General features: G+C 73.7%; 12 protein-coding genes and 1 pseudogene. 6 read left to right on the top strand and 7 right to left on the bottom strand.

The window, feature by feature from the left end; all coding sequences use genetic code 11:
• Nucleotides 1–194 precede the first annotated feature (194 nt).
• From ACFW1I_RS02340 to ACFW1I_RS02330, 3 genes are read left to right on the top strand one after another with little or no spacing between them, the layout of a single operon-like run.
• Entirely contained in the window at nucleotides 195–1,358 is a 1,164-nt protein-coding gene (locus ACFW1I_RS02340; RefSeq protein ID WP_384665429.1) for a spermidine/putrescine ABC transporter substrate-binding protein, read from the top strand.
• Between the two features lie 12 nt (nucleotides 1,359–1,370).
• Nucleotides 1,371–1,901, top strand: coding sequence for an HXXEE domain-containing protein (locus ACFW1I_RS02335; RefSeq protein WP_384665303.1), 531 nt, complete (start codon nucleotides 1,371–1,373; stop codon nucleotides 1,899–1,901).
• A gap of 30 nt (nucleotides 1,902–1,931) precedes the next feature.
• The gene (locus ACFW1I_RS02330; protein WP_384665301.1) at nucleotides 1,932–2,474 is read left to right on the top strand and encodes a hypothetical protein; all 543 of its coding nucleotides are present in this window, start codon (nucleotides 1,932–1,934) and stop codon (nucleotides 2,472–2,474) included.
• Here ACFW1I_RS02330 and ACFW1I_RS02325 read toward each other — a convergent pair.
• Nucleotides 2,434–3,117 (bottom strand): IclR family transcriptional regulator, encoded by a 684-nt coding sequence (locus ACFW1I_RS02325; protein ID WP_384665299.1) that lies wholly within the window; start codon nucleotides 3,115–3,117, stop codon nucleotides 2,434–2,436. The two genes, ACFW1I_RS02330 and ACFW1I_RS02325, sit on opposite strands and share 41 nt — an antisense overlap.
• Before the next feature lie 72 nt (nucleotides 3,118–3,189).
• On the opposite strand from ACFW1I_RS02325, the gene ACFW1I_RS02320 reads away from it, so the two are divergent.
• Complete coding sequence (locus ACFW1I_RS02320) at nucleotides 3,190–3,840, top strand: nitroreductase family protein (RefSeq protein ID WP_384665297.1); 651 nt, start codon at nucleotides 3,190–3,192, stop codon at nucleotides 3,838–3,840.
• Here ACFW1I_RS02320 and ACFW1I_RS02315 read toward each other — a convergent pair whose 3' ends face one another.
• The 5 genes and pseudogenes from ACFW1I_RS02315 to ACFW1I_RS02295 form a co-directional block, all read right to left on the bottom strand.
• Nucleotides 3,841–4,992 carry a serine hydrolase domain-containing protein gene (locus ACFW1I_RS02315; RefSeq protein WP_384665295.1) on the bottom strand — a complete coding sequence of 384 codons (1,152 nt, stop codon included), beginning with the start codon at nucleotides 4,990–4,992 and terminating at the stop codon, nucleotides 3,841–3,843.
• A gap of 122 nt (nucleotides 4,993–5,114) precedes the next feature.
• A pseudogene (locus tag ACFW1I_RS02310) lies at nucleotides 5,115–5,408 on the bottom strand (response regulator transcription factor); the annotation flags it as partial.
• Between the two features lie 8 nt (nucleotides 5,409–5,416).
• Nucleotides 5,417–6,193 (bottom strand): SAM-dependent methyltransferase, encoded by a 777-nt coding sequence (locus ACFW1I_RS02305; protein ID WP_384665293.1) that lies wholly within the window; start codon nucleotides 6,191–6,193, stop codon nucleotides 5,417–5,419.
• Complete coding sequence (locus ACFW1I_RS02300) at nucleotides 6,193–6,879, bottom strand: glycerophosphodiester phosphodiesterase (RefSeq protein ID WP_384665291.1); 687 nt, start codon at nucleotides 6,877–6,879, stop codon at nucleotides 6,193–6,195. Before ACFW1I_RS02300 ends, ACFW1I_RS02305 begins: the two co-directional genes overlap by 1 nt.
• A gap of 22 nt (nucleotides 6,880–6,901) precedes the next feature.
• Nucleotides 6,902–7,933, bottom strand: coding sequence for an adenosine deaminase (locus ACFW1I_RS02295; protein ID WP_384665289.1), 1,032 nt, complete (start codon nucleotides 7,931–7,933; stop codon nucleotides 6,902–6,904).
• 75 nt (nucleotides 7,934–8,008) lie between these two features.
• Between ACFW1I_RS02295 and ACFW1I_RS02290 the strand changes: the two genes are divergently transcribed.
• Nucleotides 8,009–8,752 carry a DUF4190 domain-containing protein gene (locus ACFW1I_RS02290; protein ID WP_384665287.1) on the top strand — a complete coding sequence of 248 codons (744 nt, stop codon included), beginning with the start codon at nucleotides 8,009–8,011 and terminating at the stop codon, nucleotides 8,750–8,752.
• Here the strand turns inward: ACFW1I_RS02290 and ACFW1I_RS02285 are convergent.
• A complete protein-coding gene (locus ACFW1I_RS02285; protein WP_384665285.1) occupies nucleotides 8,720–9,304 on the bottom strand; it encodes an NADAR family protein in 585 nt (194 codons plus the stop codon). The genes ACFW1I_RS02290 and ACFW1I_RS02285 overlap by 33 nt on opposite strands.
• 175 nt (nucleotides 9,305–9,479) lie before the next feature.
• Between ACFW1I_RS02285 and ACFW1I_RS02280 the strand changes: the two genes are divergently transcribed.
• Nucleotides 9,480–10,994, top strand: coding sequence for a gamma-aminobutyraldehyde dehydrogenase (locus ACFW1I_RS02280; protein ID WP_384665284.1), 1,515 nt, complete (start codon nucleotides 9,480–9,482; stop codon nucleotides 10,992–10,994).
• Nucleotides 10,995–11,042: the final 48 nt, after the last annotated feature.

Genomic DNA, 11,042 nt, shown 5'->3' with positions numbered 1-11,042 from the left:
ACACACACCCCCACACACCCTACATTCCCCCCCGCCCCTCCCCCACACGACCCCACCCCGCCGCCCCCCCACACACACCCCCCCCCCCCCCCGCCCCCCCCCCCCCCCCGCCCCGTCGCTCGACGGAGCGTCCATTGCGGGGGCCCGGAGCCGGACGGGAGGCTTCGCGGGTGAGAGCCACAGCAAGGAACCCCCTGCCGCGCCGTTCCCTCCTCCGCGGCCTCGGCGCCGCCGGAGCGGGCGGCATCCTCGCCGCCTGCGGCGTGCGGCCCGCCTATGTCGCCGAGGGCGAGCGGGCCGGCCGCGACCTGTCCGGCCGCGAGCGGAGCGTCACCTTCGCCAACTGGCCGCTCTACATCGACACCGACGACGACGATCCGCAGCGGCGGCCCACCCTCGACGCCTTCCGGAAGCGGACCGGGATCTCCGTCCGCTACACCGAGGAGATCAACGACAACGACGAGTTCTTCGGCAAGGTCGGCCCCGCCCTCATGAACGGCCAGGCCACCGACCGCGACCTCATCGTCGTCAGCGACTGGATGGCCGCCCGCTTCGTCCGCCTCGGCTGGGTCCAGAAGATGGACCGCGCCGCCCAGACCAACGTCGCCGGCCACCTCGACCCCCAGCTGCGCCGCCCGGCCTTCGATCCCGGCCGGCTCCACAGCGTGCCCTGGCAGTCCGGCATCACCGGCATCGCCTACAACCGGCGCGCCCTCGGCCGGGAGCTGCGCTCCACCCGCCAGCTCTGGGACGCCGACCTGCGCGGCAAGGTGACGCTGCTCTCCGGCCTCGACGAGGCCATGTCCCTGCTCATGCAGGGCAACGGCGCCGACGTCACCCGCTGGACCCAGGACGACTTCCACACCGTCTGCGACCAGGTCGAGAAGCTGGTGCGCGAGAAGCACATCCGCCGCTTCACCGGAAACGACTACATCAAGGACCTGTCGAGCGGCGACGTCCTCGCCTGCCAGGCGTACTCCGGCGACGTCATCCAGCTCCGGGCCGACAACCCCGACATCGAGTTCGTCGTCCCCGAGGAGGGCGGCGAGCTGTGGGCCGAGTCGCTGATGATCCCCAACCTCGCCCGCCACAAGGCCAACGCGGAGCGGCTGGTCGACTACTACTACGAGCCCGAGGTCGCCGCCGAACTCGCCGCCTGGGTCAACTACGTCTGCCCCGTCCCGGCCGCCCAGGCCGTGCTCGCCGACTCCGGCGACGAGGAACTGGCCGCGCTCGCCGAGGACCCGCTGATCTTCCCCGACCGGGAGATGCGCGGCCGGCTCGCCATCGCCCGCGATATCACCTCGGCCGAGCGCCGGACCATGGCGGGGCGGTGGAACTCCCTCGTCGGACTGTGAGTTGGGCAGGACATGACCGAGACGACCGTGTCCCCGCTCGCCACCTACGGCCTCCTGCTCGCCTGGACGGTCCACGACATCGAGGAACTCGCCGCCGGGCCGCGCTGGTTGAAGGAGAACCTGCCCGGACTGCGGGAGCGGTTCCCCGCGGTGCCGGAGGCGGTCTGGCAGGCCGTCGAGGGGGTCGACGCGCGTGAATTCGCCCTGGCCGTCGCGGTGATGGGGGTGATCGTGGGCGCCGCCTTCGCGGCGGGCGCCCGGTCCGGCGGGCGGTCCGCCTTCTACCAGGGCGCGGTGGACGGCTTCGGGCTGCACGGGCTCGTCCACCTCGCCCAGGCCGCCGCCGTCCGGGGCCGCACCCCGGGCTCCGTCACCTCGGCTCTGGTCGTGATCCCGTTCTCCCTGTGGGCGCGCGGCCGGCTCGCCAGGGCCGGGGTGCTGCGGCCGGCCCGGCTGCGCGACGCCGGGGCCGGACTGGCGCTCGCGGCCGGGGCGACCGTCCTCGCGCACGCCGTCGCCCGCCGGGTCGCCCCCCGTTTCTGAACGCGTTCAAGAGGGGCGTACGCTACCCCCATGAGCGACTCGAACGGGCCGAGAGCCCTTCTCGCGCGGATCCGCGCATGGCTGATCCTCTTCGTCGTCTGCCTCGTCCTGAGCGGCGCCACCGCCTTCCCGCTCGTCACCGAACTCCGCTGGCTCGACTCCTCGCTGACCGGCTGGGCCGCGCCCGTCGCGGACGCCCTCCCCGGCCTCGCCGAGTGGATCCACCGGGTGGCCGGCGGGGTCGAGGCGGCCGGCACCGACGCCCCGTACCTCCTCTACGGCACCGACTGGCTGGCCTTCGCGCACCTCGTCATCGCCGTCGCTTTCTACGGGCCCTACCGCGACCCGGTCCGCAACATCTGGGTCGTCGAGTTCGGCATGATCGCCTGCGCCGGCATCATCCCGCTCGCCCTGATCTGCGGGCCGATCCGGGACATCCCCTTCTGGTGGTCGGTGATCGACATGTCCTTCGGGGTCGTCGGCATCCTGCCGCTGCTCCACGTCCGCCGCCTGATCAAGCGGCTGGAGGCCGTCACGACGACGGCGGCGGCACCGGAGGCCGTACCCGCGTAGCCGCCGCCCGGACCGCCGCCGCCACCCGGTCCAGGGGGACGCCGGTGGGGACGGTCACGCCCAGCGCGGCGACCGTCCCCGCCGGGCCGCGCACCGGGGCCGCCACCGTCACCTCGCCCAGCCGGAACTCCTCGGCGCAGACCGCGAGCCCCGCCGCCCGCACCCGGGCCAGCCGGGCGGCCAGCGCCCCCGGCGCGACCACCGTGTGCCGGGTGAGCCGGGGCAGCTCCGCCGGCGGGGCGCCCAGCAGCACCTGCCCGTACGCCGTCGCGTGCGGCGCCGGCCGCTCCCCGCTCACCAGGCACAGCACCCCGCCGGCCGGCGGCGCCGAGGGCACCGCCAGATCCGCGTGCCCGCCGGTCCGCGCGCCCAGCTCCCGCAGCGCCGGAAGCGCCGCGTCGAGCAGCCCGCGCGGACAGGGCGCCGCGGCGCCCAGCACCCGCAGCCGGAGCCCCAGCCGGTACGTGCCGTCCGCCGCCCGCTCCAGACCGCCCCAGGCCACCAGCTCCCGCACCAGACGCAGCGCCGTCGGCGCCGGAAGCCCCGTGCGCGCCGCGATGTCGGTGAGCCGCAGTGCCGCCGGGACGCCGCCCTCGAAGGCGTCCAACACCGAGAAGAGCCGTCCCGCCACGCTCTCGCCCACCCCGTCCCCCGTCTTTCATCCAGTGGAAGCCCGGACTTCCCGCCGCCGTCCGGCCCGTACGAGGCTCAACGCATGAACCTCGGTCTCGCTTCCGACACCCTGCTCTCCACCACCCGGGCCGTCCGGCACCGGCTCGACCTCACCCGGCCGGTGCCGCGCGCCCTCCTGGAGGAGTGCGTCGACCTCGCCGTCCAGGCACCCACCGGCCGCAACCGGCAGCGCTGGCACTTCGTGATCGTCACCGACCCGGAGCGCCGGGCCGTCCTCGCCGACCTGTGGCGGGCGAGCCTGGGCGTGCCCGAGGCCCACCAGCCGCTGCCCGCCCGGGACGTGCGCCGGGCCGAGGTCGCGCCCGGGGTGATGGACCGGGTGTACGCGGGCGTCGGACACCTGTACCGGCATCTGCACGAGGTGCCCGCCTACGTCATCCCCTGCGTGGAGGGACGGACCGAAGGGCTCTCCGTCACCCACCAGGCCGGGACCTGGGGGTCGATCCTGCCCGCCGCGTGGAGCTTCATGCTGGCCGCCCGCGAGCGCGGCCTCGGCACCGTGTGGACGACCGGGAACCTGCCGCTGGAGCGGGAGTTCGCCGCCGAGCTCGGCATCCCGTACGGGGAGGTCATGCAGGCCGCCTTCATCCCCGTCGCCTACACGATCGGCACCGACTTCCGCCCCGCCCGGCGGATCCCGCGCGAGCAGGTCCTGCACTGGGACCGCTGGTGATCAGCCGGGCAGGCCGTAGGCCGCGACCATCAGGGCGAGCACCGTCGGGGCGGTGCCCTGGCCCTTGGCGTCGGTCGAGTTGACGCTGTAGACCAGGGTCCGCTCGCCGTGGCGGGTAGAGGCGATGGCCGCGTTGTAGCCCCACCGGCCGCCGGTCTTGCCCCACACCTCGCGCCCGCCCAGCCGCTTCATCGACAGGCCGACGGAGTACGCCGCCGGATCGCCGGACCCGAAGTCCGTCACCTTCGGCAGCGTGAACATCTCCTCCAGGAGCGGGCCGCGCACCACCCGGCCGGCGAACAGGGCCCGGGTGAACCGCTCCAGGTCCGCCGTGGTCGAGACCAGGTCGCCGGCCGCCCAGCCGTCCGTGACGTCCCGCAGCCCGGTCGTCCCGTCGTCCAGCCGCATCAGCTGGTAGCCGTGGTTGTGCGGGCCCCGGATCGCGGCCTCCCGGCCGGGGGAGTACGTGTCCCGCAGGCCGAGCGGGCGCAGGATCCGGCGCTCCACCTGCTCCTCGTACGCATCGCCCGTCACCCGCTCCACGATCAGCCCGGCGATCGTGTAGCCGATGTTCAGGTAGTGCTGGCGGGTGCCGGGGCGGAACTCCCGCGCCTTCGCGGTCGCCCGGCGGACCATCTCCTCCGGCTCGTGCACCTCGAAGCGGCGCTCGTACCACTCCTCCACGCTGTCGCCCGGCACGTCCGCCGCCGGGATGCCGTGCGTGTGGTTCAGCAGCTGGCGGACCGTCACCGTCGCGTACCGGCCCGGAATCAGCTCCGGGAGGTACGAGCGGGCCGTGCGGTCCAGGTCGATCCGGCCCTCGGCGGCCAGCTGGAGCACGGTCGCCGCCGTGAACACCTTCGTCACCGAACCCGCCCGGAAGCGGGCCGCCGGATCGGCCGGCGCCCCCGACTCCAGGTCGTGCACGCCCGCGCTGCCCGCCCAGCTCCCCTCGGTGCCGCCGATCCGGACCAGCGCCGCCGTCGCGTCGGCACGCGGCAGCCCCGCGATCACCGCCGACAGGTCGGGGCCGGCCGGCGTCGCCGCGACCGGCGGGGCGGGCGCCGCGAAGGCGGGGGAGAGGGCGAGGGGACCCGCGGCGACGCCCAGGACCAGGGCGGTGGCGAGCAGGGCGCGGGTGGACTTCTTCATGGTCAACTCCCGTGACGTGAGCCGTTGTTCTCAACGGCTCCATCCTGCTGACCAGGGGCGATCGGCGGATCGCCCGCACCGGCGGTTCCACCCGGCCGGTCCCTCGCCGGAGCGGGGGAGGCTCAGCCGCCCGCTCCTCCCCCGGCCGGGGGAGGCCCCGGGGCCACCAGGCCCGTCTCGTAGGCGCAGATCACCGCCTGGATCCGGTCCCGCAGCCCCAGCTTCGCCAGCACGTGGCCCACATGAGTCTTCACCGTGTGCTCGGAGACCACCAGCTCCGCCGCGATCTCCGCGTTCGACAGGCCCCGCGCGAGCAGCAGCAGCGTCTCCCGCTCCCGGCCCGTCAGCACGTCCAGGCGCGGATCCGGCGCGGCCGGCCGGCGCGGACCGCCCGCCGTGTACTGCGCCACCCCCCGTATCCGCATTACGGCTTGCGGCCCACCGCGCCGAACTGCGCCACCGCGGCCGCCTCCGGCGCGCCCCACCGCGCGCACGAGACGACGCCCGGCGCGAGGAGCTCCAGGCCGTCGAAGAAGGAGGTGAACTCCTCGCGGGTGCGGGCGGTGATGGGCGGGGTGGCGTTCTCGTTCCAGAACGCCATCGCCTCCTTGTTGCCCTCGCCGCCCAGCTCCGGTTCGAGCGTCGGATGGGTGAGGACCAGGTGGCTGCCGGACGGCACCGCGGCCATCAGCGTCCGCACGATCGACCGGGCCTCCTCGGTGTCCATCACGAAGTTGAGGAGGCCGAGCATCATCACCGCCACCGGACGCGACAGGTCGAGCACCTCGCCGGCCTCCGCCACGATCCTCTCCGGGTCGTGCGCGTCCGCGTCGACGTACTCGGTGACCCCCTCGGGGGAGCTGGTCAGCAGCGCCCGGGCGTGGGTGAGGACGATCGGGTCGTTGTCGACGTAGACGATCCGGGCGTCCGGCGCGACCCGCTGCGCCACCTCGTGGGTGTTGTCCGCGGTCGGCAGTCCGGTGCCGATGTCGAGGAACTGGCGCACCCCCTCGCCGGCCAGCCGGGTCACCACCCGGCCGAGGAACGCCCGGTCCGCGCGGGCGACTTCGCCGATGCTCGGGTGGAAGGACACGACCTGGTCGCCGACGGCGCGGTCCACCGGATAGTTGTCCTTGCCGCCCAGCCAGTAGTTCCACACCCGGGCGTTGTGGGCGATGTCGGTCCGGATCCGGTCGTTCATCAGGGAGCCTTTCGCAGGACGGCGGCGAGGACGTCGACCCGGTTGGTGGTGATCGAGTCGACCCCGTTCGCGATCAGCCTACGCATGGTCCTGCGGGTGTCCGGCGTCCAGGCCGAGACGAGCAGCCCGTCCCGGTGCACCCGCTCCGCCAGCGCCTCCCCGACCAGGCCGAAACGGTAGTTGAGCCACTTCGGGCGGACCGCGTCGAGCAGCACCCGGCGGGGCGGGGCCAGCGAGGTCCAGGTGAGCGCGATCTCCGCGTGCGGGTCGGCCGCCCGCACCTGGAGCATCGCGACCGCGCCCGCGCAGTAGTAGACGCGCTCCCCGGCGCCGGCCTCGCGGACCGCGCCGACGATCTTCCGGACCGACTCCTCGTTCCCTCCCGGGAGATCGAGCATCAGCCGGCGCGCCCCGGCCGCCAGCAGCGCGTCGCGGAGCGTCGGCACCCCGCCGTGGGTCAGCTCGCGCAGCTGCTCGTGGGTGAGCGAGGAGAGCGGCCGGTCGTGGCCCCACAGCCGCTTCAGGGTGTCGTCGTGGAGGAGGACGGGCACCTCGTCCTTGGTCAGCCGGACGTCGACCTCGACCGCGTCCGCGCCCCGCTCGAAGGCGGAGCCGATCGAGGCGAGGGTGTTCTCACGGGCGCGGTACGGGTCGCCGCGGTGGCCTACGACAGTGACGGATCGCATGGGGCCCATTCTCGGCCGGGGCTCAGCGCGCCAGCCAGCCCTCCGTGTACGTGTCGATCTCGGCGGCCAGCCGGTCCTTGCCGGCCGGGTCGAGGAAGGACGCCTCGACCGCGTTCTTCGCGAGGGCGGCCAGACCGCGCTCGTCGAGGCCGAGCAGGCGGGCGGCGACGGCGTACTCGTTGTTCAGGTCGGTGCCGAACATCGGCGGGTCGTCGCTGTTGACCGTCACCAGCACGCCGGCGTCGACCATGGCCCGGATCGGGTGCTCGTCGAGGGTGGCCACCGCCCGGGTCGCGATGTTCGAGGTCGGGCAGACCTCCAGGGCGATCCGGTGCTCCGCCAGGTACGCGAGGAGCTCGGGGTCCTGGACGGAGCTGGTGCCGTGGCCGATGCGCTCGGCGCCCAGGTCGCGGAGGGCGTCCCACACCGTCTGCGGGCCGGTCGTCTCGCCGGCGTGCGGCACCGAGCGCAGCCCGGCCGCCCGGGCCCGGTCGAAGTACGGCTTGAACTGCGGGCGCGGCACCCCGATCTCCGGGCCGCCGAGGCCGAAGGAGACCAGGCCCTCGGGGCGGATGCCGTCCGTGGTGGCGAGCCGCGCGGTCTCCTCGGCGGACTCCAGACCGGCCTCGCCGGGGATGTCGAAGCACCAGCGCAGCACGGTGCCGAACTCGGCCTCCGCCGCCTTGCGGGCGTCCTCGATGGCCGCCATGAACGCCCGCTCGTCGATGCCGCGGCGGGTGGAGGAGTACGGGGTGATGGTCAGCTCGGCGTAGCGGATGTTCTGCCGCGCCATGTCCCGGGCGACCTCGAAGGTCAGCAGCCGGACGTCCTCCGGGGTGCGCACCAGGTCCACGACGGACAGGTACACGTCGATGAAGTGCGCGAAGTCGGTGAAGGTGAAGTAGTCGGCCAGTGCCTCCGGGTCCGTGGGGACCTTGGAGTCCGGATGCCGGGCGGCCAGCTCGGAGACGATCCGGGGGGAGGCGGAGCCGACGTGGTGGACGTGCAGCTCGGCCTTGGGCAGGCCCGCGATGAAGGGGTGGAGATCGGTCATCGGGTCATCGTAGGCCGGGCGGGCACGCGCCGGACGGCACGCCGTAGCATGACGGGACCAGGGAGGGAGCCCCGAATGTCCGACACCGCCGAGCCGAGCCCGCAGGACCGGGGCACGACCGACCCGTGGGCCCCGCCGGAGCGGGCGGAGTCCCGGGTGGAGCTGGGCAAGCAGGCCCCGGCGGACCGCCGCCCGGTGCACGAGCAGCCGACGATCACCTCGATACCCACCGGGGAGACGGCCGGCACGGAGCTGCCGCCGCCCCCGGTCGCCCCCGGCGGCCCGGCCGCCTACGGCACGCCCGCGCCGCCGCCCGCCTACGGCCCCCCGACGGTCGCGTCGGGATACGGCTACCCGGCCGCAGGTCCCGGCGCCACGACCTCGTACGGCTATCCGGCCACGGGTGCCGCCGGGTCCTCGTACGGCTACCCGGCCGCCGGTGCCGCCGGGTCCTCGTACGGCTATCCGCCGGCCCACCCGTACGGGCCGGTGCCCGGCCAGAACAACGGCCTGGGCACGGCCGGCATGGTGCTCGGCATCATCGGCACCTGCCTCTTCTGGTTCTACGGCGTCCCGTCGATCGTGCTCGGGATCCTGGCCCTGATCTTCGGCATCCTCGGCCGCAAGCGGGTCAACCGGGGCGAGGCGAGCAACGGCGGCGCCGCCACCGCGGGCATCGTCCTCGGCGTCGTCTCCACCGTCCTCGGCGCGGCGATCATCGCCCTCGTCGTCTGGGCCGTCTCCAGCTACGACGAGTACGAGGAGACCGACGGCGGCGTGCGGACCTCAGCGGTCCTCGTCGTCGGCGACCGGGGCTGAACCGGCCCCGGCGCGCAGCCGCTCCCGGGCCTCCATCAGCGCGAAGCCCAGCAGGTTGAGCCCGCGCCAGCGGGCCGGGTCGTGGGCGCCGGGGTCGCCGGCGGCCAGGCCGATGCCCCAGATCCGGTCCAGCGGGCTCGCCTCCACGAGCACCCGGGAGCCGGTCCCCAGCAGGTAGCCCCGCAGCGCCTCGTCCGAGGCGAACTTGTGGACGCTGCCGGCCACCACGATCCCGGCGCGCTCCCGCGCCCACACGGCGTCGTCGAAGCCGCGGACCAGGCGGCCGGCGTTCTTCGCCTCGGCCGGGGTGCGGGCGGCGAGCACCGTCCGCTCGGCCTCCGCGTCGCCGAAGAGGCGCGCCTTCCCGGCCATCATCCAGTGCTCGGCCGTCGCGTACCGCACGCCGTCGACCTCGAAGGGTGACGGCCACCACTGGCTCAGACAGCTCTGCGTGAGCCGTCCGTCCGGGGCCGGCCGGTGGCCCCAGAAGTGCAGCCACTTCACCTTCTCACCCCTGCTGACCTGCTGTGTCAGCTCCTCGATGGTCATCATGCACGCGAGTCTGGCATCCGCGAGCGACACTCCGTACGGAGATTTTCCCGCGACCTCGACACTTGGTCGACCGATTCCGTCGAGTAACCAAAAGGCAACAACGGAATCACTTGTTCGAGCCGGGTCCCTCTGTCAGGATCGGCACTCAATTCGAGCTGGGACAACGGAGAGCGTCATGGGCAACCGCTTCCAGGTGACGGACCGCTTCGCGGACGGCGCGCAGTACATCGGCGGACGGCTCCGCCCCGGGACCTCCGGAAGGACGCACAGCGTCGTCGACCCCGCCACCGGCGAGAGCGTCTACACCTACGCACTCGCCTCCACGGCGGACGTCGACGAGGCCGTGGCCGCCGCCAAGGCCGCCTTCCCCGGCTGGGCGGGCGCCACCCCCGGCGAGCGCTCCGACGCCCTGCACCGCTTCGCCGCGGTCCTCGCCGAGCAGGCCGAGGACTTCGCCCTGGCCGAGTCCCTCCAGTGCGGCAAGCCGATCCGGCTCACCACCGAGTTCGACGTGCCCGGCACCATCGACAACACCGCCTTCTTCGCCGGCGCGGCCCGTCACCTCCAGGGCCAGTCGGCCGGCGAGTACTCCGGCGACCACACCTCGTACGTGCGGCGCGAGCCGATCGGCGTGGTCGGCTCCATCGCCCCCTGGAACTACCCGCTCCAGATGGCCGCCTGGAAGATCCTCCCGGCGATCGCGGCCGGCAACACCATCGTCCTGAAGCCGGCCGAGCTGACCCCGCTCACCTCCCTGATGTTCGCCCAGGCGGCCAAGGAGGCGGGCATCCCCGACGGTGTGATCAACATCGTCAACGGCTCCGGCCGCGAGGCGGGCGAGCACCTGGTGGGCCACCCCGACGTCGCCATGACCTCCTTCACCGGCTCCACCCCGGTCGGCAAGCGGGTCGCCGAGGTCGCCACCGCCACCGTCAAGCGGCTCCACCTGGAGCTCGGCGGCAAGGCCCCCTTCGTCGTCTTCGACGACGCCGACCTGGAGGCCGCCGCGCACGGCGCCGTCGCCGCCTCCCTCATCAACACCGGCCAGGACTGCACCGCCGCCACCCGCGCCTATGTGCAGCGGCCGCTCTTCGACGCCTTCGTCGCCCGGGTCGCGGAGCTGATGGAGACCGTCCGGCTCGGCGACCCCGCCGACCCGGCCACCGACCTCGGCCCGCTGGTCTCGCACGTCCAGCGCGACCGCGTCGCCGGCTTCGTCGAGCGGGCCCGCGGCTACGCGACCGTCGTCACCGGAGGCGAAGCCCCTGGTGGAGAGCTGGAGAACGGCGCATACTATCGGCCCACCCTGATCACCGGCGCCGCGCAGGACAGCGAGGTCGTGCAGTCGGAGATCTTCGGACCGGTCCTGGTGGCCCTGCCCTTCGACACCGACGACGAGGGCATCCGGCTCGCCAACGACACCCCGTACGGCCTCGCCGCCTCCGCCTGGAGCCGCGACGTCTACCGGGCGAACAGGGCCACCCGCGAGATCAAGGCCGGTTGCGTCTGGGTCAACGACCACATCCCGATCATCAGCGAGATGCCGCACGGCGGATACAAGGCGTCCGGCTACGGAAAGGACATGTCCTCCTACTCCTTCGAGGAGTACACGCAGGTCAAGCACGTGATGTTCGACAACACGGCGGTGGCGGCCAAGGACTGGCACCGCACGATCTTCGGGGACCGATAGCAGTCAGCCGCCCGACCAGCGGCGCAACCATCCCGAAAGGGCACAGCG

The sequence above is a fragment of the Streptomyces sp. NPDC058955 genome, from assembly GCF_042741435.1.
GTDB lineage: Bacteria > Actinomycetota > Actinomycetes > Streptomycetales > Streptomycetaceae > Streptomyces.
The sequence above is the reverse complement of the archived record's forward strand: the minus strand, read 5'-3'. Positions and strand labels throughout refer to the sequence as shown.